The organism is Pseudomonas sp. GW821-FHT09E12 (assembly GCF_059416085.1).
The window spans coordinates 179,703-205,610 of record NZ_JBWKOM010000002.1; the positions used below are offsets into that span (position 1 = coordinate 179,703).

The 25,908-nt window shown below is 59.4% G+C and carries 22 protein-coding genes and 1 pseudogene; 11 read left to right on the forward strand and 12 right to left on the reverse strand.

The features are described from left to right. Window positions 1-374: 374 nt before the first annotated feature. The 5 genes from AC07PQ_RS05910 to AC07PQ_RS05930 all read right to left on the reverse strand — a co-directional run bounded on the left by AC07PQ_RS05910 (window position 375) and on the right by AC07PQ_RS05930 (window position 5,621). A complete protein-coding gene (locus tag AC07PQ_RS05910) occupies window positions 375-1,487 on the reverse strand; it encodes a polyamine ABC transporter substrate-binding protein (protein ID WP_101337460.1) in 1,113 nt (370 codons plus the stop codon). A gap of 164 nt (window positions 1,488-1,651) precedes the next feature. Beyond that, a complete protein-coding gene (locus AC07PQ_RS05915) occupies window positions 1,652-2,548 on the reverse strand; it encodes an ABC transporter permease subunit (RefSeq protein ID WP_101337461.1) in 897 nt (298 codons plus the stop codon). Continuing rightward, window positions 2,545-3,426 (reverse strand): ABC transporter permease subunit, encoded by an 882-nt coding sequence (locus AC07PQ_RS05920; protein WP_162235127.1) that lies wholly within the window; start codon window positions 3,424-3,426, stop codon window positions 2,545-2,547. Before AC07PQ_RS05920 ends, AC07PQ_RS05915 begins: the two co-directional genes overlap by 4 nt. Window positions 3,427-3,467: 41 nt before the next feature. Then, complete coding sequence (locus AC07PQ_RS05925) at window positions 3,468-4,610, reverse strand: ABC transporter ATP-binding protein (RefSeq protein WP_493185143.1); 1,143 nt, start codon at window positions 4,608-4,610, stop codon at window positions 3,468-3,470. Between the two features lie 249 nt (window positions 4,611-4,859). Then, entirely contained in the window at window positions 4,860-5,621 is a 762-nt protein-coding gene (locus AC07PQ_RS05930) for a gamma-glutamyl-gamma-aminobutyrate hydrolase family protein (protein ID WP_493185142.1), read from the reverse strand. A 265-nt stretch (window positions 5,622-5,886) separates the two neighbouring features. On the opposite strand from AC07PQ_RS05930, the gene AC07PQ_RS05935 reads away from it, so the two are divergent. The 6 genes from AC07PQ_RS05935 (at window position 5,887) to AC07PQ_RS05960 (ending at window position 13,978) form a co-directional block, all read left to right on the forward strand. Then, on the forward strand, window positions 5,887-7,263 hold the full coding sequence (locus AC07PQ_RS05935; protein ID WP_123412141.1) for a glutamine synthetase family protein: 1,377 nt from the start codon (window positions 5,887-5,889) through the stop codon (window positions 7,261-7,263). Window positions 7,264-7,296: 33 nt separating this feature from the next. Beyond that, complete coding sequence (locus tag AC07PQ_RS05940) at window positions 7,297-8,787, forward strand: aldehyde dehydrogenase (RefSeq protein WP_493185141.1); 1,491 nt, start codon at window positions 7,297-7,299, stop codon at window positions 8,785-8,787. A 207-nt stretch (window positions 8,788-8,994) separates the two neighbouring features. After that, window positions 8,995-10,278 (forward strand): NAD(P)/FAD-dependent oxidoreductase, encoded by a 1,284-nt coding sequence (locus tag AC07PQ_RS05945; protein ID WP_493185140.1) that lies wholly within the window; start codon window positions 8,995-8,997, stop codon window positions 10,276-10,278. Between the two features lie 448 nt (window positions 10,279-10,726). Then, window positions 10,727-11,275, forward strand: coding sequence for a cupin domain-containing protein (locus AC07PQ_RS05950; protein ID WP_007922919.1), 549 nt, complete (start codon window positions 10,727-10,729; stop codon window positions 11,273-11,275). Window positions 11,276-12,077: 802 nt separating this feature from the next. Beyond that, entirely contained in the window at window positions 12,078-13,040 is a 963-nt protein-coding gene (locus tag AC07PQ_RS05955; protein ID WP_256593483.1) for a retron St85 family effector protein, read from the forward strand. Further along, a complete protein-coding gene (locus tag AC07PQ_RS05960) occupies window positions 13,040-13,978 on the forward strand; it encodes a retron St85 family RNA-directed DNA polymerase (protein WP_101337468.1) in 939 nt (312 codons plus the stop codon). The genes AC07PQ_RS05955 and AC07PQ_RS05960 overlap by 1 nt, the downstream gene beginning before the upstream one ends. Window positions 13,979-14,173: 195 nt before the next feature. Here the strand turns inward: AC07PQ_RS05960 and AC07PQ_RS05965 are convergent, their stop codons facing one another. After that, complete coding sequence (locus AC07PQ_RS05965; protein WP_493185139.1) at window positions 14,174-14,500, reverse strand: hypothetical protein; 327 nt, start codon at window positions 14,498-14,500, stop codon at window positions 14,174-14,176. 285 nt (window positions 14,501-14,785) lie between these two features. Continuing rightward, on the reverse strand, window positions 14,786-15,337 hold the full coding sequence (locus AC07PQ_RS05970) for a hypothetical protein (protein ID WP_146021813.1): 552 nt from the start codon (window positions 15,335-15,337) through the stop codon (window positions 14,786-14,788). Between the two features lie 488 nt (window positions 15,338-15,825). Between AC07PQ_RS05970 and AC07PQ_RS05975 the strand changes: the two genes are divergently transcribed. Continuing rightward, the gene (locus AC07PQ_RS05975) at window positions 15,826-16,098 is read left to right on the forward strand and encodes a hypothetical protein (RefSeq protein ID WP_493185138.1); all 273 of its coding nucleotides are present in this window, start codon (window positions 15,826-15,828) and stop codon (window positions 16,096-16,098) included. A gap of 125 nt (window positions 16,099-16,223) precedes the next feature. Here AC07PQ_RS05975 and AC07PQ_RS05980 read toward each other — a convergent pair whose 3' ends face one another. From AC07PQ_RS05980 to AC07PQ_RS05995, 4 genes and pseudogenes are all read right to left on the reverse strand, one after another. Then, entirely contained in the window at window positions 16,224-16,976 is a 753-nt protein-coding gene (locus tag AC07PQ_RS05980; RefSeq protein WP_457276086.1) for a carbonic anhydrase, read from the reverse strand. Window positions 16,977-17,200: 224 nt separating this feature from the next. Beyond that, window positions 17,201-17,965, reverse strand: a pseudogene (locus AC07PQ_RS05985) (Fic/DOC family protein). Continuing rightward, window positions 17,962-18,225: a hypothetical protein gene (locus AC07PQ_RS05990; RefSeq protein WP_007922928.1), complete on the reverse strand. Its 264-nt coding sequence runs from the start codon at window positions 18,223-18,225 to the stop codon at window positions 17,962-17,964. The pseudogene AC07PQ_RS05985 and the gene AC07PQ_RS05990 overlap by 4 nt, the downstream one beginning before the upstream one ends. A gap of 280 nt (window positions 18,226-18,505) precedes the next feature. Then, complete coding sequence (locus AC07PQ_RS05995; RefSeq protein ID WP_053260562.1) at window positions 18,506-18,808, reverse strand: hypothetical protein; 303 nt, start codon at window positions 18,806-18,808, stop codon at window positions 18,506-18,508. Window positions 18,809-19,091: 283 nt separating this feature from the next. Here AC07PQ_RS05995 and AC07PQ_RS06000 point away from each other — a divergent pair, with 283 nt between their 5' ends. The 3 genes from AC07PQ_RS06000 (at window position 19,092) to AC07PQ_RS06010 (ending at window position 23,494) form a co-directional block, all read left to right on the forward strand. Next, on the forward strand, window positions 19,092-19,598 hold the full coding sequence (locus AC07PQ_RS06000; RefSeq protein WP_493185137.1) for a sigma-70 family RNA polymerase sigma factor: 507 nt from the start codon (window positions 19,092-19,094) through the stop codon (window positions 19,596-19,598). Beyond that, window positions 19,595-20,560: a FecR domain-containing protein gene (locus AC07PQ_RS06005; protein ID WP_493185136.1), complete on the forward strand. Its 966-nt coding sequence runs from the start codon at window positions 19,595-19,597 to the stop codon at window positions 20,558-20,560. Before AC07PQ_RS06000 ends, AC07PQ_RS06005 begins: the two co-directional genes overlap by 4 nt. A 96-nt stretch (window positions 20,561-20,656) precedes the next feature. After that, window positions 20,657-23,494 (forward strand): TonB-dependent receptor, encoded by a 2,838-nt coding sequence (locus AC07PQ_RS06010; protein ID WP_493185135.1) that lies wholly within the window; start codon window positions 20,657-20,659, stop codon window positions 23,492-23,494. Window positions 23,495-23,545: 51 nt separating this feature from the next. On the opposite strand, the gene AC07PQ_RS06015 is transcribed toward AC07PQ_RS06010, so the two are convergent. Next, a complete protein-coding gene (locus tag AC07PQ_RS06015; protein ID WP_493185324.1) occupies window positions 23,546-24,487 on the reverse strand; it encodes a LysR family transcriptional regulator in 942 nt (313 codons plus the stop codon). Between the two features lie 155 nt (window positions 24,488-24,642). On the opposite strand from AC07PQ_RS06015, the gene AC07PQ_RS06020 reads away from it, so the two are divergent. After that, window positions 24,643-25,860: an MFS transporter gene (locus tag AC07PQ_RS06020; RefSeq protein ID WP_493185134.1), complete on the forward strand. Its 1,218-nt coding sequence runs from the start codon at window positions 24,643-24,645 to the stop codon at window positions 25,858-25,860. Window positions 25,861-25,908: the final 48 nt, after the last annotated feature.

Below are 25,908 nucleotides of genomic sequence, written 5' to 3' on the forward strand. Positions count from 1 at the left end.
AAAGGCCCGCAGGGCCTTCATGGGTCTTGAGATCGTTGCGTCCCTTCGGGCCGATCGCAGCCTGCGGCAGCGGCTACACGAAGCCAGGCTCCGATCCTGTAGGCGCTGCCGAGCTTGCGAGGCTGCGATAAGGCCCGCAGGGCCTTCATGGGTCTTGAGATCGTTGCGTCCCTTCGGGCCGATCGCAGCCTGCGGCAGCGGCTACAGGGTTTTGTGTGGGGGCTAAAAGCAAAAAAGGCGCCCGAGGAGGGCGCCAAGGAGTCACCTGAACCGAGGGAGCCAGGCGAGCCCGTTCGCAGGGGTGTCGCGGTGGTAAGGCGCGACTGAACGGAAGAGGGCAGCGGCGCCCGCCGCGATGGCGGGCGCGGAGGGTGTCATTTGCCGAGCTTGATCCGCGTCCAGCCGCGGTTCATCACGCGCTGGATGGCGATCGGCTGATCGGGCACCGCGTACAGGGTGGCGAGCACGGCCTGCGGCGGGTACGAGGCCGGGTCGTTGCGGATGGCTTCGTCCACCAGCGGCGTGGCGGCGGCGTTGGCGTTGCTGTAGCCGAGGCTGTTGGTGACCTCGGCGATGATGTCCGGGCGCATCAGGAAGTTCATGAACAGGTAGGCGTTGTCGACGTTGGCCGCGTCCTTGGGCATGGCCATCATGTCGTAGAAGCTGCCGGCGCCTTCCTTGGGAATGCTGAAGGCGACCTTTTCCTTGTTGCCGGCCTCTTCGGCGCGCGAGCGGGCCTGCAGCACGTCGCCGGAGTAACCCACGGCCACGCAGATATTGCCGTTGGCCAGGTCGGAGATGTACTTGGAGGAATGGAAGTAGGTCACCGAAGGACGGATCTTCATGAACAGCGCCTCGGCCTCGAGGATCTGCGCCTTGTCCTTGCTGGTCACCGGGTAGCCCAGGTAGTGCAGGGCGGCGGGGAGCATTTCCGTCGGCGAGTCGAGGAAGCTGATGCCGCAAGCCTTGAGCTTCTCGGCGTTCTCCGGCTTGAACAGCAGGTCCCAGGAGTTGGTCGGCGCGTCGCTACCGAGCACCGCCTTGACCTTGTCCGGGTTGTAGCCGATGCCGATCGAGCCCCACATGTACGGGAAGGCGTGGGCGTTGTCCGGGTCGCTGGCGGCGACGTTCTGCAGCAGCACCGGGTTGAGGTTCTTCCAGTTCGGCAGCCGCGACTTGTCCAGTGCCTGGTAGACCCCGGCCTTGATCTGCTTGGCCATAAAGCTGTTGGACGGGACCACGATGTCATAGCCGGACTTGCCGGTGAGCAGGCGCGCTTCCAGGGTTTCGTTGCTGTCGAAGACATCGTAGATGACATGGATACCGGTCTCGGCCTCGAACTTCTTCAGGGTGTCCGGGGCGATATAGTCCGACCAGTTGTAGACACGCAGCTCCTTGTCGCTGGCTTGAGCGCCGGTCACCATCGTGCCCATCAAGGACAGGGTCAGCATGGTTTTGGCGAACAGTGTCCTGCCAAGCATTTTCATCACTACAACTCCATTTCTTATTGTGCAGAATTGCTGCATTCGCAATGCGGTGTGTCAGGGTGGGCGCCATCGCCAGCGAGCTGGCTCCTACAGGGACGGTGCATGTCTGTAGGAGCGAGCTTGCTGGCGATCCAGGCGCCGGCGTGTGTCGTGAACGCGATGGCCTAGGCCGTCGCAGGCGCTGGTGCAGCAGGTTTGCTGGCGGCCGCTGGCTGCCAGGATTCGTTGGCGGTGTAGTCCATGGCTTCCTGGATCGCCCGCTTGCGGGCCGCTTCGGCGCGTCGGCCGAAGTACCAGACCAGGAAGGTCACCAGCGACACCGCCAGCAAGATCAGGCTGGCCACCGCGTTGATTTCCGGTTTCACCCCGAGGCGCACCGCCGAGAACACTTCCATCGGCAAGGTGGTGGAACCCGGGCCGGAGACGAAGCTCGCCAGCACCAGATCGTCCAGGGACAGGGCGAAGGACATCATGCCGCCGGCCGCCAGCGACGGGGCGATCATCGGGATGGTGATCAGGAAGAACACCTTCCACGGCCGCGCCCCCAGGTCCATGGCCGCCTCTTCGATGGACAGGTCCAGCTCACGCAAGCGCGCGGAGACTACCACGGCCACATAGGCGGCGCAGAACGTGGTGTGGGCGATCCAGATGGTGACGATGCCGCGTTCCTGCGGCCAGCCGATCATCTGCGCCATGGCCACGAACAGCAGCAACAGCGACAGGCCGGTGATCACCTCCGGCATCACCAGCGGCGCGGTGACCAGGCCACCGAACAGGGTGCGGCCCTTGAAGCGGGTGACCCGGGTCAGCACAAAGGCCGCCAGGGTGCCCAAGGCCACCGCGGCGATCGCGGTGTAGCAGGCGATTTCCAGGGAGCGCACCACCGAGCCCATCAACTGCTGGTTATCCAGCAGGCCGACGTACCACTTCACCGACCAGCCGCCCCAGACCGTCACCAGCTTGGAGGCGTTGAACGAGTAGATCACCAGGATCAGCATCGGCAGGTAAATGAACACCAGGCCGAGCACCAGCATCAGGCTGGAAAATCCGCAACGTTTCATGCCCGTCCCTCCATCTCTTTGGCCTGGCTGCGGTTGAACAGCAGGATCGGAATAATCAGGATCGCCAGCATCACCACCGCCAGGGCGGAGGCCACCGGCCAGTCACGGTTGTTGAAGAACTCCTGCCACAGCACGCGGCCGATCATCAGGGTCTCCGGGCCGCCCAGCAGCTCGGGAATCACGAACTCGCCGACCACTGGAATGAACACCAGCATGCAACCGGCAATGATGCCGTTCTTGGCCAGGGGCACGGTGATTTTCCAGAAGTTGTTGAAGTTGCTCGAACCCAGGTCCGACGCCGCTTCCAGCAGGCTCTGGTCGTGCTTGACCAGGTTGGCGTACAGCGGCAGCACCATGAACGGCAAATACGCGTACACCACCCCGATATAGACCGCGGTGTTGGTGTTGAGGATCTCGATCGGCTCCGAGGTCAGGCCGCTCCACATCAGGAAACCGTTGAGCAAACCGTTGTTGCTGAGGATGCCCATCCAGGCATAGACGCGGATCAGGATCGCGGTCCAGGTCGGCATCATGATCAGCAGCAGCAAGACGTTCTGGGTTTCCTTGCTGGCCTTGGTGATCGCGTAGGCCATGGGGAAGCCGATCACCAGACACATCAGGGTGCTGAGCAGGGCGACTTTCAGCGAGCCGAGGTAGGCTGAGATGTACAGCTCGTCACCCACCAGCAGCGCGTAGTTGCCGACGTTGAGCAGCAGCTGGAATTTCTGTTCGGCGAAGCTGTAGATCTCCGAGTAGGGCGGAATGGCCAGGGCCGCTTCCGAGAAGCTGATCTTCATCACCAGGAAAAACGGCAGCATGAAGAACAGGAACAGCCAGAGGAATGGAATGCCGATCACCAGCTTGCGACCGCTGGGCAGCACACGGGACAAACGCTGATTGAGAGTCATGCTGGAGGTATTCATGCGCGCAGTACCACGCCGCTGTCGTCTTCCCACCAGACGTACACCTGGTCGTCCCAGGTCGGCCGCGCGCCGCGGCGTTCGGCGTTGGCCATGAATGACTGGACGATCTTGCCGCCGGGCAGCTCGACGTAGAACACCGAATGCCCGCCGAGGTAGGCGATGTCATGCACCTTGCCCCGGGACCAGTTGTAGCGGTGCTCGGGTTGGTTGGTGCTGACCAGCATCTTTTCCGGGCGGATGGCGTAGGTCACCGACTTGTCCTGCACCGAGGTGCTGACGCCGTGGCCGACGTAGATCTGCTGTTCCAGCTCCGGGCAGTGGATCACCGCGTGGCCTTCCAGGTCTTCGATGACGGTGCCGTCGAAGGCGTTCACGTTGCCGATGAATTCGCAGACCATGCGGCTGACCGGGGCTTCGTAGATGTCGATCGGGCTGCCGATCTGGGCGATCCAGCCCAGGTGCATGATGGCGATGCGCTGGGCCATGGTCATGGCCTCTTCCTGGTCGTGGGTCACCATCACGCAGGTCACGCCGACGCGCTCGATGATCTCCACCAGTTCCAGCTGCATCTGCGAGCGCAGCTTTTTATCCAGGGCGCCCATGGGTTCGTCGAGCAGCAGCAGCTTCGGCCGCTTGGCCAGGGAGCGGGCCAGGGCCACGCGCTGGCGCTGGCCGCCGGACAACTGGTGCGGCTTGCGCCTGGCGTACTGGGTCATGTGCACCAGGCGCAGCATCTCTTCCACCCGCGCGTCGATCTCGCTGGCCGGCAGGCGGTCCTGCTTGAGGCCGAAGGCGATGTTCTGCGCCACGGTCATGTGCGGGAACAGCGCGTAGGACTGGAACATCATGTTGATCGGCCGCTCGTAGGGCGACATGTCGGTGATGTCCACGCCGTCCAGGTAGATACGCCCCTCCGTCGGCCGCTCGAAGCCCGCCAGCATGCGCAGCAGGGTGGACTTGCCGGAACCCGAGCCACCGAGCAGGGCGAAGATCTCGCCCTGGTGAATGTCCAGGGACACATCGTCCACGGCCACGGTTTCATCGAACTTCTTGGTCACGCGGTCGACTCTCACTAGCACCTTCTGCGGTTGCGGGTGACCTTCCAGAGCCTTTCTGTACGTGCTGGAGGCGTTTGCCATGTGGAACTCCCAACAGATGTCAGTCGTCGGGCCAAAGCGGCCCGGCTTAATAGATGGATGACAAACCCGCGGTGGCGGGTTTATTCGGCGCTGCCGTCCTGGCGGCCTGACGCTGGTTCTTGTTGTTAAAAGCAAGTTCTCGTAGTGCTGGGTGTGGCTTGAACCGCCCCACGGCCCGGGGCGGGCGCACAAAGGCGCACCGCCGCCGGCCGGGGGCGTGGCAGTCAATTTCGTGGGTGACGCTTTTGATCAGTGGCCGTTGCGCTGCGCCGCCCGTTGCCGGCAGGCATCGCCGAAGGCCTGGAAGATCCGCAGGTAGACCGGGTTCGATAGCACCTGCCATTCCGGATGCCACTGCACGCCCAGGGCAAAGGCCGTGCTGTGTTGCACCGACACGGCTTCGATCAGCCCGTCCGGTGCCAGCGCCTCGGCGCGCAGGCCGGGGGCCAGGCGGTCGATGCCCTGGCTGTGGATCGAGTTGACCTGGAATTCCTGGGGCAGGTCCAGGGCCTGGAACACGCCGCCCGCTTGCACCCTGACGGCATGGGCGGGGGCGTATTGCACGGCCAGGTCCGGGTGGTCGGCTTCGCGGTGATCGAGGTAGCCCGGCAACTCATGCACCTTCTGGTGCAGGCTGCCGCCGAAGGCCACGTTCATTTCCTGGAAGCCGCGGCAGATGCCCAGCACCGGCACGCCGGCGGCAATCGCCGCGCGCAGCAGGGGCAGGGTGGTGGCATCGCGCTGGGGATCGTGGGCGGTGCCCGGTTCGCTGTCCGGGCCCTGATAGTGGAAGGGCTCCACATTCGACGGCGAGCCGGTGAACAGCAGGCCGTCCAGGTTCTGCAACAGAGCCTCGGTATCGATGAGGTCCGCCAGGGAAGGAATGATCAGGGGCAGGCCCTCGGCCGCGCTGCTGACAGCACGCAAGTACTTGTCGCCGCTGACGTGGTAGGGGTGCAGCCCGATCTCTTTGACGCACGCAGTAACGCCGATCAATGGCTTGAATGCCATTTTTATCACCTCGAAATTCACGCTGGAACGAGTTTTTCCAGAGCTTATCCTCGTTGATTTTAATTAACAACTTCCGTGTAAAAAATTCTAAACGCAGCTCGTCGGATATTCGGTATCTGTGCGCCTATTGCCTGCTTGTGCGGCCATATAGGGCAAAATATTTAACGCTGTGGGCCCTGTGTTCGCTATTGACTTCACTTTTCCTTTCGGATTGACTGCTGCCACGAAACCGCTTTGAACATAATAATTAACACATAGGTGCATCATGTCGGTCCCACTGCGTGCCGTTCAGCTCAACGAAGCCAACGCCTTCCTGAAGAACCATCCCGAGATCCTCTACGTCGACCTGCTGATTGCAGACATGAACGGCGTGGTGCGCGGCAAGCGCATCGAACGTACCGCCCTGCACAAGGTGTACGAGAAGGGCATCAACCTGCCGGCCTCGCTGTTCGCCCTGGACATCAACGGCTCCACCGTGGAAAGCACCGGCCTGGGCCTGGACATCGGCGACGCCGACCGCATCTGCTACCCGATCCCCGGCACCCTCAGCGTCGAGCCCTGGCAGAAGCGCCCGACCGCGCAACTGCTGATGACCATGCACGAGATCGAAGGCCAGCCGTTCTTCGCCGACCCGCGCGAAGTGCTGCGCCAAGTCGTTGCCAAGTTCGACGAGCTGGGCCTGACCATCTGCGCCGCCTTCGAGCTGGAGTTCTACCTGATCGACCAGGACAACGTGAACGGTCGCCCGCAGTCGCCACGTTCGCCGATTTCCGGCAAGCGTCCGCAGTCGACCCAGGTCTACCTGATCGACGACCTCGACGAATATGTCGACTGCCTGCAAGACATCCTCGAAGGCGCGAAAGAGCAGGGCATCCCCGCCGACGCCATCGTCAAGGAAAGCGCCCCGGCGCAGTTCGAAGTCAACCTGCACCACGTCTCCGATCCGATCAAAGCCTGCGACTACGCGGTGCTGCTCAAGCGCCTGGTGAAAAACATCGCCTACGACCATGAGATGGACACCACCTTCATGGCCAAGCCGTACCCGGGCCAGGCCGGCAACGGCCTGCACGTACACATCTCGATTCTCGACAAGCAAGGCAACAACATCTTCGCCAGCGACGACCCGGAAACCAACGACGCCCTGCGCCACGCCATCGGCGGCGTGCTGGAAACCCTGCCGGCGCAGATGGCGTTCCTCTGCCCGAACGTCAACTCCTACCGCCGTTTCGGCGCGCAGTTCTACGTGCCGAACTCGCCGAGCTGGGGCATCGACAACCGTACCGTGGCCGTGCGCGTGCCGACCGGTTCTTCCGATGCCGTACGCATCGAACACCGTGTCGCCGGCGCCGACGCCAACCCCTATCTGCTGATGGCTTCGGTACTGGCCGGTATTCACCACGGCCTGACCAACAAGATCGAGCCCGGCGCGCCGGTGGAAGGCAACTCCTACGAGCAGAACGAGCAGAGCCTGCCGAGCAACCTGCGCGACGCCCTGCGCGTGCTCGACGACAGCGAGGTGATGGCCAAGTACATCGACCCGATGTACATCGACGTGTTCGTCGCCTGTAAGGAAAGCGAGCTGGCCGAGTTCGAAAACTCGATCTCCGACCTCGAATACAACTGGTACCTGCACACGGTCTGATGGCCGTTCCTTATCCTGCGTTGAGTATTTGCCATGACTAAATCCCGCAGCGACTGGGAGCAGCGCTTCCAGTCCTTGACCCTCGAAGGGCGCGCCTTTATCGACGGCCAGTATTGCCACGCCGCCAGCGCGGCCACCTTCGAGTGCATCAGCCCGGTGGACGGGCGCTTTTTGGCCAACGTTGCCAGCACCGACGAGGCCGACGCCAACCGGGCGGTGCAGGTGGCACGCCAGGCGTTCGAGTCCGGCGTGTGGTCGCGCAAGGCCCCGGCCGAGCGCAAGCGCGTGCTGATTCGCTTCGCCGATTTGATTCTCGAGCACCAGGAAGAACTGGCGCTCCTGGAAACCCTGGACATGGGCAAGCCCATCGGCGATGCCCTGAGCATCGACGTGCCGGCCACCGCCAACGCGATCCGCTGGAGCGCCGAGGCTATCGACAAGATCTACGACGAAGTCGCGGCCACGCCCCACGATCAACTGGGCCTGGTGACTCGCGAAGCCTCCGGCGTGGTGGCGGCCATCGTGCCGTGGAACTTCCCGCTGATCATGGCCAGCTGGAAATTCGCCCCGGCCCTGGCGGCGGGCAACTCGTTCATCCTCAAGCCTTCGGAAAAGTCGCCGCTGACCGCGATCCGCATCGCCCAGCTGGCGCTGGATGCCGGCATTCCCAAGGGCGTGTTCAACGTGCTGCCGGGCTACGGCCACACCGTGGGCAAGGCCCTGGCCCTGCATATGGACGTGGACGTGCTGGCGTTCACCGGCTCCACCGCGGTGGGCAAGCAACTGCTGGTGTATTCCGGGCAGAGCAACATGAAGCGCGTGTGGCTGGAGGCGGGCGGCAAGAGCCCCAACGTGGTATTCGCCGACGCGCCGGACCTGCGCGCCGCGGCAGAAGCGGCGGCCAGCGCCATTGCTTTCAACCAGGGCGAAGTCTGCACCGCCGGTTCGCGCCTGTTGGTGGAGCGCTCGATTCGCGAGCAATTCATTCCGCTGCTCGTGGAGGCCCTCAAGGCCTGGAAACCCGGGCATGCCCTGGACCCTGCGACCCGCGTCGGCGCGCTGGTGGATCAGCGTCAGTTGGACAACGTGCTGCGCTACATCGGCATCGGCAAGGAGCAGGGCGGCCAGCTGCTGGCGGGCGGCGCGCAGACGTTGGAAAGCACTGGCGGCCTGTATGTCGAGCCGACCATCTTCGACGGCGTGACCAACGCCATGACCATCGCCCGCGAAGAGATCTTCGGCCCGGTGCTGTCGGTGATCAGCTTCGACACCGAGGAAGAGGCGCTGACGATCGCCAACGACAGCATTTTCGGCCTCGCCGCCGGGGTCTGGACCAGCAACCTCAGCCGCGCCCACCGCTTCGCCCGTGGCCTGCGCGCCGGCAGCGTGTGGGTCAACCAGTACGACGGCGGCGACATGACCGCGCCGTTCGGCGGCTTCAAACAGTCGGGCAATGGTCGCGACAAATCGCTGCATGCCTTCGACAAGTACACCGAGCTGAAAGCGACCTGGATCAAGCTCTAGGCGCTTTACGAAAACTCGTCGAGCGGCGATCAGGCAAGGCAAAAACAGGCGAGGAACGGCCGGGGTCGCGTTCGACTGTAGGGGCCTACATGAGCATTCCGAGCCTGTTTTTAACGCAGCCTGATCGACGCGCAGACAGTTGTCGTTAAGACGACTACCTATAACAACGGCGGGGCGGGCTACGACCCGCACCTGCTGGGGAACTTCATGATGCAAACCTACGTAAACAGCTACTACGCCGCGACCCGCAACCAGACCGCCGACTTTCCTGTATTGGAAGAAATGGTCGAGTGCGACGTCTGCGTGATCGGCGCCGGCTACACCGGCCTGTCCTCGGCGCTGTTCCTCGCCGAGGCGGGCTACAGCGTCACCGTGCTCGAAGCGGCCAAGGTCGGCTTCGGTGCCAGCGGGCGCAACGGCGGGCAACTGGTCAACTCCTACAGCCGCGACGTCGACGTGATCGAGTCGCGCTACGGCGAGAAAAGCGCCGAAGTGCTGGGCAGCATGATCTTCGAAGGCGCCGACATCATTCGCCAGCGCATCCAGCATTACGACATCCAGTGCGACTACCGCCCGGGCGGGATCTTCGCCGCCATGAACAAGAAGCAGCTCAAGGGCCTGGCCGAACAGAAGGCCAGCTGGGAGCGCTACGGCAATAACAACCTGAAGCTGCTGGACCAGGCGCAGATCGCCCAGGAAGTCGGTTCCGACGCCTACGTCGGCGGCCTGCTGGACATGCAGGGCGGGCACATTCACCCGCTGAACCTGGCCCTGGGCGAAGCCAGCGCCATCATCGGCCTGGGCGGCAAGATCTTCGAGCAGTCGGCGGCGCTGGAAATCACCTACGGCGAACCGAATATCGTGCGCACCGCCAAGGGCGTGGTGCGCGCCAAGTACCTGTTGATCGCCGGCAACGCCTACCTGCAGCAGGACCTCGACCCACGGGTGACCCGCAAGAGCATGCCGTGCGGTTCGCAGATCGTGGTCACCGAACCGCTGCCTGCACAAATGGCCCGCAGCCTGATCCGCAACAACTACTGCGTCGAAGACTGCAACTACCTGCTGGACTACTACCGCCTCACCGCCGACAACCGCCTGCTGTACGGCGGCGGCGTGGTCTACGGCGCCCGCGAGCCGAACGACATCGAGCAACTGATCCGGCCGAAGATCCTCAAGACCTTCCCCCAGCTCAAGGACGTGAAGATCGATTACCGCTGGACCGGCAACTTCCTGCTGACCATGTCGCGAATGCCGCAATTCGGCCGCATCGAAAAGAACGCCTACTACATGCAGGGCTACAGCGGCCACGGCGTCACCTGCTCGCACCTGGCCGGCAAACTGATCGCCGAAATGATCCGCGGCGACGCCGAACGCTTCGACGCCTTCGCCTCGCTGCCGCACATGCCGATGATCGGCGGCCGCACCTTCCAGGCCCCGCTGACCGCCATGGGCGCGGCGTACTACGCGCTGCGCGACCGCTTCGGTATCTAAGCGACAGGGCACATGGGCATGGCGCCCCGCGTTCCTGCTCTTGTAGGAGCGCAGCTTGCTCGCGATGAACGATAACGCGGAGCGCCAGACACTCCGCGTCTCCAGGTTTGGCGCCCGCTGCGTCGGAATGCCGCCCAGGTCGTACGCAGCCTCGCTAACGCTCGACAGCGGCTACAGACCCCAGACGGCCTCAGCACCGGGCCAACCTCGGCTCAACGCCGACCTGTAGCCGCTGCCGAGCCCCAGCGAGGCTGCGCCGAGGTCCGCAGGACCTCCCAAGGCCCGCAAACCCACCGTAAAATCCCCGTAAACCCCTCATCGCCAGCCCTTACAGCAGCGCCGTCAAACATGTTTAAATAGCCGCCTTTCAGGCTCCAGAGGCACCCAAATCGCGACAATCGCGACCCAAGCGCCGAATACCCTTAAGTTCCTCTCGCATAAGGCTGTTATGGACACGGGCACCCGACTCAAACTCGTTCGCGAAAGCTACAAACTGTCCCAGCGCGAGCTGGCCCGGCGCAGCGGCGTGACCAACGCCACCATCTCCCTGATCGAACAGAACCGCGTCAGCCCCTCCGTCAGCTCCCTGAAAAAGCTGCTCGAAGGCATCCCCATGTCCCTGGCCGACTTCTTCACCTTCGACCAGCCCCCGCGCGAACACCAATACGTCTTCCGCGCCAACGAACAACCCGACCTCGGCCGCGACGGCGCCCGCCTGCTGCTGATCGGCGCCGCCCTGCCAACCCGCCAGATGCGCTTCCTGCGCGAACAATACGCACCGGGCGCCAGCTCCGGCGACGAGCCGATCGTGCATGCGGAAGGGGAGGAGTGCGGCCTCGTCACCCGTGGCACCGTGGAACTGACGGTGGACGGGCAGGTGAGCGTGTTGAACCCAGGGGATGGGTATTATTTTCCGACTACGCTGCCGCATAAGTTTCGGAATATTGGACAGGATGAGGCGGAGATTATTAGTGCGAATACGCCGGCGAACTTCTGAAGCACTCTCTTAATCTTGAACGGCTATTGATAGCTGCTTACCCTCATCACTGCTGTGATTTACGGGGCACTCTTGAGCTATTTCTCGGTTCTTGAATGCTGATGAGTAATGTAGATATCTGATTGGTTGAGGAGCGTTCGCTGCCGGCCGATTCTGTTGAAAAAGTCGGCCATGGTTTGCGCATCAGAAAAGTACGCGTCCGAGATTGAAATCTTTACTTTTGGCAGGGCTTCCCGGACTCGGATTTCACGTAGCAGCGTGCAAAAAAGGCGTTTTCACCAGTCAATGATCAGGCAGTTTGGGCAGACCGACTTTTTCAACAGAATCGGCCAATAGCAGACGTTCATGAGCGACCGTTTGCGACCATACCTGTTAGGCAATCTGAGGACGTGAGTCGGAGGATATGTGCCAAGGCGCTGCAGACGTTATGGACATGTTTCTGCGTTTGAGTCCGGAACGGGCTGTAGAGCGTGCCGCCCGCTGGAAAATGTGCTTAGAACCTCGTCAAGGCTGATTGAACAGGCCTACGGATCACCCGAAAAGTAGGCTTGACAAAAGCTCGTGCCCTAATAAGATGGCGTCCTCTTTACGCGTTTTAGGAGCTTTCGAGCTCTAGTCCGGTGTATAGCCAGACTCTAATTTATTGAACGGTATTAGTTGCGACGAAGGCTCGCGTGGGCTTCACTCGTCGCACTCGTACCTCGCACTCCTCGCAAAGCCCACGCGAGCCTTCGCCGCTATATCTTGGTAAAGAGAACCTCCTGGAGACGCAAACAAATGCCATGGACTAGGGTTGACTAAAGTGACTTTGAAGTTCGACGATAAAAGGCTCGAGTCGCTAGCGCATATTTCTCTCGAAAATTCCCGTATCGTCCTGACTCATCCAATCCTTTTTCTCTGCGGCGGCCAGGTCGACATTAAATCGCCTGCGCCGATCTCTGTTAGAGGGGCGCTTGTTGAGTATTTGCATAAAGCCCAATGTCATCTCGCGGACAGTATTACTCTTGCTGAAGACTTTAAAGACTGGATTCATGATGCTGTTTATAAAGATCTCTTGGCCTTTGAGAGTGACATTGCTCACATATCGTCCCTGATAGTTATAATTCTCGAAAGTCCAGGTGCGCTAGCTGAGCTGGGGCTGTTCGTGAAAAACAAAGCGCTCAAAAATAAAATACTAGTTTTTGTAAGACAGGATCATTATGAGGAAAGCTCCTTCATAAGGCTTGGGCCGTTAAGATATCTACAAGGCGTAAAGGAAAGTAGCGTCTGCTCATATCCATGGGATAACGATGATCTGGCAGGAAGCCTTTCTACCTCATTGAAAGAAATGAGAGAGGATATTTTAGGTGCGATATCAAATCGAGATGGTTCAGAGGCGTTCAATATAGATAATGAGGGACATATCGCCTTTGTAATCTATGAGGTTGTGAAAGTTTTCAGGGCTTTAAAGTTCATGGAGATTGAAGCTTATCTTCAGGCTATCGATATTAATATTTCAAGAGATAAGCTCAAAAGGCTTCTTTTTCTTCTCGGTAAGTTCAACTTGATTGACAGTTCAAAGCGAGGGCATGTCGAGTATTATTATGTTACTCTCGATGTAGTTATGGTGGAGTTTGCGGGTAAATTTGAACCGACTAAGGTGAAGCTTGCAGCCCAGCAGTATTATGCAACTAATGATGGCGAGACAAAAAGAATGCATGTTATTCAGTCGGCCTATGCTAAAGCTGCTCCCGAGCCAGTCATCTTACCAGCGGGGGCGGATTGATGCTGATTTTAGAAGAGCTGGCAAGCAAGCTACTGATTAGCACAGCGGAATTAGTAACCTTTGTGAATACGGCGCCTTATCGATATAAGGTATATACAATCCCTAAAAGGAGCGGTCGAGGGGTAAGAATTATTGCGCAGCCTACAGAGGTGCTAAAAGTGATGCAGCGCATGGTTCTCGATAGCTACTTGAAAGGGCTTCCTGTCCATGATTGCGCCACAGCATATAGAGATGGAGTAAGTATCAAGGAGAATGCTACCGCGCACCTAGATAGCAAATATCTTTTAAAAATGGATTTTTCAGACTTTTTCCCTTCTATAAGCCCGAGCGACCTTATTTCGCACATAAAGAGACATAGAGGAAGTGTTTCTCGAGAAGATGCATATGCAGTAAAAAAGATCTTTTTCTGGGCTAGAAAGAAAGATCCTTTGCACAGACTTAGTATTGGGGCACCATCATCACCTTTTATATCGAACACCTTGATGTATGAATTTGACTGTAAGGTTTTCGATGAATGTGCTCGCATAGGTGTTAGATATACTCGGTATGCGGATGATCTTACATTTACTACTAATACTCAAGGCGTGTTGTTTGGGCTTCTCGATATAGTTAATAAGATCTGCGCCGAGCTCGCTTACCCAACTTTAAGAATAAATTCAGACAAGACTGTTTTTTCATCAAAAGGAAATAACCGTCATATCACTGGGCTTGTGCTGACAAATGACAACAAAGTATCGCTAGGTCGGGAGAGGAAAAGATACTTCAGGTCATTGATTCATAAGTATTCACTTGGCGAATTGTCTGGTGAAGATATCTATGCACTCAAAGGGCGGCTGGCATTCGCGAAGCATGTGGAACCAACATTTTATAGTGCCGTGATTCAGAAGTACGGTGCCGAACTCATCGCCTCAATTATGGTATTTCAAATCTTAGAGTAGGGCATTTGTCCCAGATTTTGACTTGTCCACAAATAATCCTTAGTTACAATTCTCAATCGCTAAAACTTAATGTGATAGGTCGCAGCAGAGCTGCGTTAGCGTGAAGCCGGGATCATTGCCTGCGGGTCGATTGCGGTCTGATGCTGCCGATTGAATGCACAATCCATAGAGTTGGTCGCTAATGTAGTGATTGGCCTATGGCTTCTTAGACTGAAACCAAGCGGTTATATAGTTCGCGCCGATTGCCCCAACTATAGCTGGGAACATTACGGTCCACAGTGAATTATTACGTTGGGCGTGCTCAATCATTTCTTCTGTCATTGTCCCTCTGTCTTTAAGAAAGCTAAATATCGAAGAAAATTCCGTCATCATACCTAAAACTAAAGTGGCCTCAACAATCAAGATGATGCCTGTTAAAAGCGAGGTGAGTCTCCAAGGCTCATGCCCTTTAACCAGCGTAAGTATAAGGAATGCTGGGGCCACACCCATTACCACGCCAAAAATTAGCGGAAAATCTTCCATCTCAAACCTCAATTAAATCTAAGTCTGCGTAATTATATCATCAAGGATAAGTTCGAGGAGTATTCACTACCTCATATCTTTCGGCTAGTAGGCAGTGTCTAGTGAGAGTCTGCTTCTGGCCGACCCCTGCCGGTGTTGACAGGCTGGAGTCGGCCAGAGCGGAAGCTCACGAGTGGCTAGCCCCAATCAAAAAGTCGATAAGGAGGCCTATGAAGCTAAGGGTCGAAGCAACTGAACAAACACGTCAAATTAAGCCGCATACGGTAACCAGCGCAGACCAAAAAATTAAAACATACCAGCTTTAATAAGTGCCTTAATTAACTCCTTAACCACTTCCAGCGATAGAAATTTTGCACCACTTGCAACCCAGCCAATTGCCTTTACTTCTGGAGTCTGACTATTTAAAAACGACTCAATCACCCCGTAGAGCTCATGAAAGCCATGAATCAAATCTGCGCTGTCTAAATTAGCAACAGAAATATCAGAAAGCCCTTCCTGAGTCGCCTTACAGAATACAACGCACGGTTTGCGAGCCGCTTCAGCGCCTAAGGCAGCGAGCAATACAGAATTAAAACTTGAAAGCACCTGATCATTTCCTGAGTGCAAATAGAAAATACTTAGGTCTTTCCCAGAAAGTCTATCCAGCTGAGTAAACACCCCTTCACTTTTTAAAACTCTCTTAAAATCGCGATCCTGAAAGTCATAAAAAATGAAAGCGATAGACTTCGCTCTGCCTTTTTCGACATGATTAATAGCGATTTTTTCAAATTCGGCTAAAAAAGTTTTAACGCTATGGCCAATACCGTTGCCAGACCCCTGCTCATAAATTGGTATCATAAATCCGTCCCTACGTGGTTTTTATCTATTCCGTATTTTACTAGTTCAGCTTCCGCACACCAATGGGTGCAGTTTTATGAATAACATGAAAAGAAGATTTCTTGAATGCCTATGATGATTTTTCCGACTGCAGCTACCAGAAACGATGACCAGGCCTATGTCTCCACTTTCGTCTCAGGTGTAGTCTTGGTGTTTTTTTAACAAAATTAATCGCTCTTGGATTCATAGGCGTCTTCGAATGATCGATTTTGGCCGAAAGTAGCCATTCACAAGCTGATCACGGCATATTTTTGAAACGATAAACCGAACAATCTTCCACCTAAAAACTGTCCTCAAGCGAATACCGCTTCTATAGTTCAGCACGTCATTGCTGACTGATGACTGGTCATCGCGGGCCAAAAACTATGTGCATAGCGCCTCATTCATCAACTGACTCCCTGCTTGGTTGCGGGGTGGGGCAGGGCTTAAATACTCATGGAGATTCACCAATGACCCGCACAGAAATTTGCAACCTCGTTCCACTCACCCGCAACGACACCGACCATCCCGTCCTCTACCTGGACGCCAACGCCTCGCTCTCCGATCTCTACACCTGCGCCCAGCAACGTATCGGCGCTGCCCGCAATCTGCTGGAAATCCTCGACTGTGCTTCCGGCGCTCAAGATGTTGCCCAGATCCGTTCTGCCATCGGCCTGCTGCTTAGCGATGGCTGTGATCTGTTGCGCACCCTGGGCGATAAGTCTCAGGTGCTGAACGCTTAATCTCGACAACCAACGGCCGGGCAGCGCAAGCCCGGTCGTTTATCCAGGCGGCGAAAACCAGCAGAGCCCAGCCGGCGCGCGGGGCTCTTTCTCGGCTTATCGGTAGGCGATGCGCACTGTCCGGTTCAGGCAATCAACTCGACTTTGCCGGTGGCCAGGCGGTAGATGCCGCCTACGATTTTCAGCCTGCCTTTGTCGAGCGCATCGGTGAGCAGTGGCGTGGCCTGTTTAAGGCTGTCGACCGAGTCCTTGATGTTTTGCGCCGTGGCATTTTCCATAAGAACCCCGGGTTGCTTGAGCACTTTCTCGATAGAGGGTTTGAGTGCATCGGTCAGTTTCTGGATATGCCCAGGAAAAACGGCGTGGTCTTTTACGGCTTTTATACCGGCCTCGATGGCGCCGCAGCTCTCATGGCCCAGTACGAGAATAAGTGGGGCGCCGAGTACCGCGACGGCATATTCGAGGCTGGCCAGGCCTTCGCCGGTTACGAAGTTGCCCGCAACGCGTATGGCGAAAAGATCGCCTCGGGCTGTGTCGAAAGCGTATTCGGGGGCGATCCGCGAGTCGGAGCAACTGAGTACCGCCACGAACGGGTTCTGCCCGGAAACCAGGGCTTCGCGCTCGTCCTTGAAATCGTGGGTCTTTGAGTTTCCGCTGACATAACGCTCATTACCTTCGATCAGCCTTTGCAGTGCCTGGTCGGGGCTGATGGCGTTTTGTGGTTTGGGCGGCGCGGCGGTTTTTTCGGCGGCATGGACCAGCCTGTCTGGCAGTACGCCGGCTATCAGCAGGGCGCCTGCCCCCAGTCCGGCGAAGCGAAGAAAACGACGACGATCGTGGGTGTTTGCGGCGGAGTTTGAATCACATGATTCACACATGATTTTGTGTTCTCGGGTCGACTCGGTGGGAATGACTGCCATTGGGGGCCAGGAACCTTCGGCCCTGGAATACTGGAGTCTAGACGGTCTGTAACACGATGTTTTCCGCGGCCTCGAAGGGTTGCAAAGAGTGACCTTCGGACGCTGCGTGACTCACTGAACGCTTTTGCAAGCACCCATGAGGCGGAGGAGAGAAGAGCGGAATTGTTTTGAGGGCAACGGGTTCAGTCATCAGCCCCCGGCACCGCCGGGGCGTCTTGAAGCTGGGTCCGATAGGTTTTGTAGAGCTGCTGGACTTCCGGGTTATCCAGGCTCTCGTAGGTAATGTCTTCTTTGTCGAGTCCACCCAGGCCGCGAATGCCACCGATCATCTGTGGCCACTCGTCACGGCTTGTTATGGCAGTTACGAAAGGTTTCAGGTAGTTGTCGAGGTGCCCTTGGAAAGGCGCTCGAATTTCGTCGCTCAGTGCTCGCAGGTAGTCATCTTTGTTCGTTCTGGACCAATTGATCGCAAATCTGGCCCGGTAGCAGAGTTCCATGAAAACCAGTAGGAGGGTGCGTCCGTTGCCATCCAGGAAGGGGTGGGCGAATGCCAACTGGCCCATGACCTCTCCTGGTCTTTCTTGGAACTTTTTCTTGTCTGCCGCCAGCTTGAGCGCATAGTCGACGGACCTCTTGATGAAGTCAGGGCGCTCGAAAATGGTGCTGTGCGGGTCGTTGTATGCGCCTTTGAATATGGCGAGATGCGGGACTAGCTCATTTCGATCTTTGCCCGCCCAAGGATAAAACCCGCCAAACAGGATCTTGTGAACCTTAAGGATGGCTTTGTAGTCAGGTCGCCTCTTTCGAGCCAAGTGTGAAAGCGCTTCTTCGATACTCAGTTCGAAGACAAAGTGCTCAGATTATTTGACTTCGACAGGGTCTTTGAGGCGTTGATGATTTCGAAGATAGCCGGCCGTTTCGAAATCACCGAAAGGATCGAAACTCATGCGCTAAGTTTCTTTTTGGCCTGCCTTTTTTCCTGGAGATAGCGCTCCTGAAATGCAAGGGTTTGGCTCTTGCTCAGTACGCCTTTCTTTTTGAGATTGACCAGTAATCGCTCAATGCTATCCAGCTCGACCGAGTCACCGGCAAGGCGGGTGATGGTGGCAGCCATGCGACTCATGCTGTCAGGCTCAGTGGTGACCTTGTGAGCCTTGGCAAGCTTGCGAACTTCACTGGCAACGCCAGAAACGGCGGTTTTGCTCATCGAATAACCCTCCATTAGCCGTCAAATCATAGCATCAACGCCTGCTTGTTTATGTCGGTGCCAAGCTTCTGATCGCCTCGATTTGTTACGTACTAAGAGACGCTATAGAGGGGGAGCCGAGCGGGCTTATATGGAGGCCCTGGCGGCGCGGCTGGCGGGGTTGTCGCCGCGCAATTGGTTCCGAGATCAGGCTACGTGAAACCCTGGCAATCTACTGCTCGCTCAAAACAAAAAGGCCCCGACAAGGCGGGGCCTTTTGCTTCAAGCCGCTGCCACCCGCTCAGTTCGTACAAGTAAGCCGTGAATACTTCGGCGGATCGAGCAGGATCCCCGGGGTCATGAAGGTCGAGCAGTTGAAGACGCGGCCCTTGGCGGTGGTGGCTTTGAAGGTCAGTTCCGAGCCGCCGAGGAAGTCTTCCTTGCCTTTGGTGACGGGGCCCATGGTGAGTTCGTCGGTGGAGGCCAGGCCAATGGTTTCCGCGGTGACTTTGTGTATTTGCAAGACATTGGGGTTGGTCGAGCAACCGGCCAAGGTAGCCGCCAGAAGCAGTAACGCGGGGGCAAAGAGGTAGTTTTTGTTCATGGCATATCTTCCTTAATAGTGTTTCGCCCTGGTTATCAGCGATCCTCAACGGGGCACGTCAGAAAACGTGGAGTCAGGGAATCTGGCACAGCCGGCCCCTGTTAAATCTGACTCAATAGGGGGATTTATTTCAGCATGGCGTTGGAGGGGGGCATATAGGGCAAATGTGCTATGCCGAGGGCATTTCAGGGCTCTGCTAAAACCCGAGCCATTTCCTCGGTGCTGTACAACGCCTGTCGCCAAACTCTAAAATGAGAAGCATTATCATTAATGCGGATCTGACATGCACGACGACAGCTTTGCCTCGCCCGTCGCCCGGTTGTATGCGAACCATCACGGCTGGCTTCGCGGCTGGTTGCATCGGCGGCTGGGGCACGGTGCCGATGCCGAGGACCTGGCCCACGACACCTTTGTCCGCGTGATGCGCTCGCAAGAGGATGTGCGCGAGCTGCGCCAGCCCATGGCGTTTCTCGCGACCATTGCCAATGGCTTGCTGATCAATCGCTGGCGGCGCCAGGCGATCGAGCGGGCTTACCTGGAAGCGCTGGCGGCGCGGCCGGTGGCCGAGGAGCCTTCGCCGGAAGAGCGGCATTTGATGATCGAAACCCTGTTGCAGTTGGATTCGCTGCTGGTGGGGTTGTCGTCGCGGGTGCGGCAGATTTTCTTCTTGTCCCAGCTCGACGGCTTGACCTACCCGCAGATCGCCGCGCGGTTGAACCTGAGCGTGGCCCAGGTGCAGCGGGCCATGGGCAAGGCGTTCAGTGTCTGTTACGCGAGCCGTTTTGAATGAGTGGCGCCGTGGTTGATCCGCGGGTGCGGGACAGCGCCATCGACTGGATGGTCCGCGCGCAGTCCGGGCTGATGAGCGATGTCGAGCATCAGGCCTTGCAGCAGTGGCGGCAGGCGAGCGCCGAGCATGAATACGCCTGGCAGCGGGTCAGCAGCTTGCCGCTGATGCTGCAGCCCGGGGCCAATCTGTTGGCCGATGCCACGGCGCGGCGGGCACTGGAGTCGGCCGGGGCCGATCCGCAGCGGCGTCGGCAGGTGCTCAAGTGTCTGCTCGCCCTGGGACTGTTCGGCGGGGTTGCCTGGCAAGGGGCGGATTCCATCCTGGTGCGTTCGGCCCTGGCGACTTACCGCACCAGTATCGGCGAGCGTCGGCGCTGGGCCCTGGCGGACGGTGGCTCGCTGTGGCTGAACACCGCCAGCGCCGTGAACCTGGAGCTGACCGCGCAGCGGCGCAGTGTGCAGTTGGTCGAGGGCGAGCTGGCGCTGGATACGCCGGCGGAATCGGCGTCGCTGCAACTGCTGACCCCGGACGCGGTGCTGTACGGCCGCGGCGCCAATCTGTTGGTGCGCCATGACCGCCAGGGCACCCAGGTGACGGTGCTGCGCGGCCTGGTGCAGGTCAGTGCGCGGCGCCATTGGCTACCAGTGCCGCTGCAGGCCGGTTGGCAAACCCGGATCGACCGCCAGGGCGTCGCGGCGCCGAGCCGCGTTGATCCGTTTATGGCCCAGGCCTGGCTGCGCGGCATCTTGCCGGCCGAACGCATGCGCTTGGATACCTTGCTGGCTGAACTCTCGCGTTACCGCCCGGGCTTTTTGCGTTGCAGCGAAGCGGTCGCGGCCTTGCGCGTGACCGGCAGTTTTCAGCTGGACGACACCGATGCCGCGCTGGCGCTGGTGGCCAATACGCTGCCGGTGCGCATCGAGCGACGAACCCGTTATTGGGTGACTGTGGTGCCGGCCTGAAAATATTTTTTCCCCGGGGCGCAGTTTTTTCGATCTGGCTTGGCCTTCAGGTATGACCCACCGGGACAGGTGGGTGCCAACCCCTAGGAGCCTTGCATGATCTTCCCCGCCCGAGCCTTGTGTGCCCGCACCTTTGGCCTGCTTTTCCTCAGCCTGCAACCGCTGTGCGGCGCGGCCGTGTTCGCGGCTGGCGAGCGCCAGCACTACAGCATCGACGCCGGCCCGCTGGACCAGGCGCTGTCGCGTTTCGGTGTGCAGGCAGGCATCAATATGGCGGGCAGCGCCACGCTGACAGAAGGCAAGCGCAGCCAGGGCCTGCAAGGCGATTTCAGCACCGAGGCGGGCCTGGCGCGGTTGCTGGCGGGAACCGGCCTGGGCTATCAGCGCCAGGTTGACGGCAGCTTCGAGTTGTATCGGGCGGGCGGGGATATGGTGCTGCCGTCGCAGAAAGTCGTCGGCGAAGACCTGGAGCAGAAGGAGGTGTACTCGGCGCCGCGATCCTCGGTGTATATCTCCGGTGAGGACATGCAGCGCTTTGGCGTGATCTCGGTCGGCGACATGCTCAAGGGCCAGCCTGGGGTGCAGGTCGGCGACAGCCGCAACGGCGGCGGCCTGGATGTGAACATCCGCGGCATCCAGGGCCAGAGCCGGGTGGCGGTGACGGTGGATGGCTCGCAACAGGCGCTGGATGTCTATCGCGGGTACGCCGGCACCCAGCAACGCAGCTACATCGACCCGGACCTGATCAGCGACATCGCCATCGACAAGGGCCCGAGCCTGACCTCCAGCGCCATCGGCGGCACGGTGAAGATGCGCACCCTCGGCGTCGACGACATCCTGCAGGACGGCAAGAACATCGGCCTGCGCTTGAAGGGCGACCTGTGGAACAACGGCGTCGCTCCCGCCTCCCGCGACGGCCACTCCTCGACCGAGGACCTGTACTCGGAACCGCACCGCAGCCGTGGCGGCCTGTTCGGTTCGAAGGCCGAGTCTGGCAGTGCCGCGTTCGCCTATAGCCATGAGTTTTTCGACGTGGTGGCGGCCTACGCCCACCGCAACCAGGGCAACTATTTCGCCGGCAAGAAGGGCCAGGACCGCTATCGCACCTATGACCGTTACGGCGACGAAGAGACGAGTGTGGCCACCACCTATAACGCCGGCGAGGAGGTGCTGAACTCCTCTTCGGAGACTGAGTCCTTCTTACTCAAGACCACCCTGCGCCCGGCGGACGGTCACACTTTCGACCTCGGTTACCGCCGCTACGACGGGCGTATCGGCGAAATCATGCCGTCGGACATTTTCCGTTTCGGCACCGGCGGCATCTACCAGTACCCCCTGGGCCATACCAAGATCGACACCTACACCGCGCGCTACCACTACCTGCCGGACGGCAATCCGCTGGTGGACCTGACGGCCAGCCTATGGATGACCGACGCGCAAACCAGCCAGCTGACCTCGGTGGCGGCCCCGGCTTCGCAAGCCTATCGCTCGGACCGCAAATGGAGCAGGCAGGCCGACCGCCGCATCGGCGGCGACCTGGCCAACACCTCGCATTTGCAGAGCGACTATGGCGATTTCAAGCTGGACCTGGGCGGCTCGTTCCAGGTCGAGGACTTGCGCCCGCAAAAGGGCGTGGTCACCACCCAGCACGACATCAACGCCAACCGCATGCTGCGCGAAGGAGAACGGCAGGAGTTCAGCCTGAACGGCAAGCTGGAATACCAGCCGGTCGACAGCCTGACCCTGTGGGGCGGCGGTCGTTATACCTATTACCGCAGCAAGGACCACGTCGCCCAAGCGACGGCGCGCTGGGAGGAGCGTGACTTGAGGTACCTGCGGGTCTCGAACGCGGACACCTCCGGCAACATGCTGTGGTTCCCGGACTCGAACGGGCAGTACACCGACGCCACGGACCCGCGCCGGAACAATGGCATTGTCTTCAACAACACCAACTTTCCGTTCGAGGGCATTCGCTACAACGACTTCGGCGCGACCGACTCGACGGTCTATCCGTCGCAGGTGGGCGAGGTGGTCAGCGGTTATGACTATTCCGGCAAGCAGAGCAACAGCGGCGGCGCCTTTGCACCGGCCTTCGGCATCAATGTCGAGGTGCTGCCAGACACCTTCGTCTATGCGTCCTATACCCAGGGGCTGCGCATGCCCTCGCTGTTCGAAACCAGCCAGGGCGTGTTGCAGACCACACCGGGCAAAGGCCTGAAACCCGAACGTTCCAGCAGCTGGGAAATCGGCGCCAGCACGCTGCACAAGGGCCTGCTGCTGGACAACGACTCGGCGGCGCTCAAGATTGCCTACTTCAACAACAGCATCAAGCACTACATCACCCGCTACTACGACCCGAGCCCGGGCCTGATGGGGCAGATGCGCTTCAGCAACACCGACAGCTTCAAGACCAGCGGCCTGGAGCTGCAGTCGCACTACGACGCGGGCCGGGTGTTCGCGGACTTTTCGTCCACCTACTACCTGAAGACCGAAACCTGCGACTCGGCCTTCGCCGCGCGGCTGCGGGCCAGCAGCAATCGCTATCGGGACTTGAGCAACACGCCGGACTGCACGCCGGGCAGCTTCATGGGCTCGTACTCCAACACCCAGAACCCGCCACGGTTCTCGGCGAACCTGACCTCGGGCCTGCGCTTTTTTGACCAGTCCCTGACCGTCGGCGGGCGCGCCACCTACAGCTCCGGGCCGACGGTCAAGGCCGACGAGAACTGGCAGACCGGTGCGACCACGCCGCAGCTGGTCTACCGTGAGGTGGCGCTGTTCGATCTGTTCCTCAACTACAAGTTGAAGGAGCACACCCACCTCAACGTTTCGCTGCAGAACCTGACCGATCGCTACTACCTGGACCCGCTGGCGCAGAGCTTCATGCCGGCGCCGGGGCGGACGCTGCGGGTGGGGGTGCTGACGAAGTTCTGAGGGCAGGGCGGGGCTATCGGCCGGCGGCAGGTGCTGGCCGATCCTTGCCTGTCAGCGGGCAGGGCTGGCGGTCAGGTCGCCGTCATCTATCGGCGTCAGCCCTGTGACCAGGGCCTCCAGCAGGACCCTGACCTTGGGCAGCGTTTCACGACTTTTGACCCAGGCCAGGTTGATCGGCATTCCCTCGCTTGCCCGATGGGCAAGCACCTCCACCAAGGTCCCTTCGTCCAGCTGCCGCTGGATGAGCCAGGACGGCAACTGCGCAATACCGCAACCGGCCATGGCCGCCATCACGATGCCTTCGCCATTGCCCACCACAAGCTGGGCGGCGACCTGCCGGCGCGTCGTGGCGCCCTGGTCGTCGGCGAAGCTCCAGGGATTGATTCTTCCGTCCACCCAGCCATAGGCGATGCACTGATGCTGTTGCAAATCGCTTTCGGTCAGCGGGACGCCCTGCCTGGCCAGGTAGGCGGGGGAGGTACAGAAGATGTGTCGCTCGCGGGCCAGGCAACGCTGCCCCAGCGTATCGGGCCCGGCATCCGCGCCGCCAATACGCACAACGATGTCCACGCCTTCCTTGAACGGGTCGACGAAACCGTCGGAGAAGGAAATATGCGGAGTCAGCGCCGGATGATCCTGGGCAAGGCGCAGCAGGATCGGCAGCACCTGGGCGCGGCCAAAAGCCCCTGGCAGGTCGATGCGAACACTGCCGCGGGCCTCGTTGGCTTCGGCCTTCAGTGCAAACTCGGCGTCTTCCAGGTCGGCCAGCACGCCGGTGCAGGTGCGATAGAAGGTCATCCCCGCGTCGGTCAGCGTCACGCGTCGCGTGGTCCGATGCAGCAGGCGAGTGCCCAGCCGGCCCTCCAGGCGTGCGATGCTTTTACTGACGGCGGAGCCTGTCAGGTGCATTTTCTCGGCGGCGGCCGTGAAGCTGCCAGACTCGGCCACGCAGACAAATACATCGATGCCCTTCAAGCGTTCGGAGGAAAACATAGACATTCCTTATTCGTGAATCTGGCTCCACGCACCCGGTAAAAACCATCAGCAATGAGAACTGGGTTCAGCAGTATGCTTGATCCGCGCCGGCTTTCCTGCGATTGCCACAGCGCGAACCCGACAAAAATAATGGCGATAACGATGAGGCAAGGATGCTGGCCACGCTAAGAAACTATCCGACCACGGTAAACCTGCTGCTTTCAGCGTCCCTGATCCTGACCCTCGCTCGCGCGATCACCCTGCCTTATCTGGTCATTTACTTATCGGGCCACTTCCACTTGAGCATCGCCGATGTCGGCCTGGTCATCGGCAGCACGCTGATCATTGGCTCGCTGTTGAGCCTGTATGGCGGGTTCCTGGTGGACCGGATGTCCAGCTACAGGCTGATCCTGGTCTGCAGTGGTGTGTTCACCGCGGGTTTCCTCGGCACCTTTGTCGCGCGCGATCTCTGGCTGTTCTACCTGTGCCTGGTGTCGATCAACCTGGCCTACGCAGTCATTGATATCGCCGTGAAATCGGGCTTTGGCAGCCTGCTTCCCGCCGCTGGCCGGGGCGAAGTGTTTTCGATCAAATACACGTTGACCAATATCGGTTATGCCGTCGGCCCCTTTCTCGGCGCGGGGCTGGCCGGGCTGGATATCAGCCTGCCTTTTCTGTTGTCCGCGGGGCTGGGCGCAGGGTTCTTGTTTATCTACTTCGTGTGGGGCGACAGGGGCTTGGCGGGCGTTGAGCCAAGCCAGCCCCGCGCGCCGTTCCTGGCCGTGGGCAAGCTGTTGCTGAGCGATCGCCGGCTGGTGTGCTTTACCCTGGGCGGGCTGCTCAGCGCCGTGGTCTTCGGCCAGTTCAGTGCCTACCTCTCGCAGTACCTGGTGGTGACCACCACAGCTGAAACTGCCTACCGGATTATCAGCAGCATCGTGGCCACCAATGCCCTGACGGTGATCAGCCTGCAATACCTCATCGGCAGAAAAATCTCCCAGCAACACTTGAGCCTGTGGCTCGCGGGCGGGCTGGTTATGTTTGTCCTGGGGCTGGCGGGCTTCGCCCTGTCGACCACCCTGGTGTTCTGGGTCGGCGCCATGGTCATTTTCACGCTCGGCGAGATTATCGTGTTTCCCGCCGAATACATGTTCATCGACAACATCGCCCCCAGCCATTTGCGGGGCATGTATTACGGGGCGCAGAACCTGAACAACCTGGGCGCGGCATTGGGGCCGGTATTGTGCGGGGCGGTCTTGGCGGTGCAGCCGCCCCAATACATCTTCTACATGCTGATGCTGTTCATCATCGCGGGCGGGATGCTGTACTTCCTCGGGGCTGCCATTGCCGGCAATACGGCGCCGGGGGAGGAAGGTGTCGCCGGGGGCTAGCAGGGAAGGGGTTGGAGGGTCGCTGAGAAGTAGCTGGTTCGAGCCGGC

Coding starts and splice junctions, on each gene's coding strand:
- AC07PQ_RS05940 (WP_493185141.1), top strand. CDS start 7,297: ATGACTAAATCCCGCAGCGACTGGGAGCAGCGCTTCCAGTCCTTGACC.
- AC07PQ_RS05965 (WP_493185139.1), bottom strand. CDS start 14,500: ATGGAAGATTTTCCGCTAATTTTTGGCGTGGTAATGGGTGTGGCCCCA.
- AC07PQ_RS05970 (WP_146021813.1), bottom strand. CDS start 15,337: ATGATACCAATTTATGAGCAGGGGTCTGGCAACGGTATTGGCCATAGC.
- AC07PQ_RS05975 (WP_493185138.1), top strand. CDS start 15,826: ATGACCCGCACAGAAATTTGCAACCTCGTTCCACTCACCCGCAACGAC.
- AC07PQ_RS06000 (WP_493185137.1), top strand. CDS start 19,092: ATGCACGACGACAGCTTTGCCTCGCCCGTCGCCCGGTTGTATGCGAAC.
- AC07PQ_RS05990 (WP_007922928.1), bottom strand. CDS start 18,225: ATGAGCAAAACCGCCGTTTCTGGCGTTGCCAGTGAAGTTCGCAAGCTT.
- AC07PQ_RS05910 (WP_101337460.1), bottom strand. CDS start 1,487: ATGAAAATGCTTGGCAGGACACTGTTCGCCAAAACCATGCTGACCCTG.
- AC07PQ_RS05945 (WP_493185140.1), top strand. CDS start 8,995: ATGATGCAAACCTACGTAAACAGCTACTACGCCGCGACCCGCAACCAG.
- AC07PQ_RS05925 (WP_493185143.1), bottom strand. CDS start 4,610: ATGGCAAACGCCTCCAGCACGTACAGAAAGGCTCTGGAAGGTCACCCG.
- AC07PQ_RS05915 (WP_101337461.1), bottom strand. CDS start 2,548: ATGAAACGTTGCGGATTTTCCAGCCTGATGCTGGTGCTCGGCCTGGTG.
- AC07PQ_RS05995 (WP_053260562.1), bottom strand. CDS start 18,808: ATGAACAAAAACTACCTCTTTGCCCCCGCGTTACTGCTTCTGGCGGCT.
- AC07PQ_RS06015 (WP_493185324.1), bottom strand. CDS start 24,487: ATGTTTTCCTCCGAACGCTTGAAGGGCATCGATGTATTTGTCTGCGTG.
- AC07PQ_RS05960 (WP_101337468.1), top strand. CDS start 13,040: ATGCTGATTTTAGAAGAGCTGGCAAGCAAGCTACTGATTAGCACAGCG.
- AC07PQ_RS05935 (WP_123412141.1), top strand. CDS start 5,887: ATGTCGGTCCCACTGCGTGCCGTTCAGCTCAACGAAGCCAACGCCTTC.
- AC07PQ_RS06020 (WP_493185134.1), top strand. CDS start 24,643: ATGCTGGCCACGCTAAGAAACTATCCGACCACGGTAAACCTGCTGCTT.
- AC07PQ_RS05950 (WP_007922919.1), top strand. CDS start 10,727: ATGGACACGGGCACCCGACTCAAACTCGTTCGCGAAAGCTACAAACTG.
- AC07PQ_RS06005 (WP_493185136.1), top strand. CDS start 19,595: ATGAGTGGCGCCGTGGTTGATCCGCGGGTGCGGGACAGCGCCATCGAC.
- AC07PQ_RS05930 (WP_493185142.1), bottom strand. CDS start 5,621: ATGGCATTCAAGCCATTGATCGGCGTTACTGCGTGCGTCAAAGAGATC.
- AC07PQ_RS05980 (WP_457276086.1), bottom strand. CDS start 16,976: ATGTGTGAATCATGTGATTCAAACTCCGCCGCAAACACCCACGATCGT.
- AC07PQ_RS06010 (WP_493185135.1), top strand. CDS start 20,657: ATGATCTTCCCCGCCCGAGCCTTGTGTGCCCGCACCTTTGGCCTGCTT.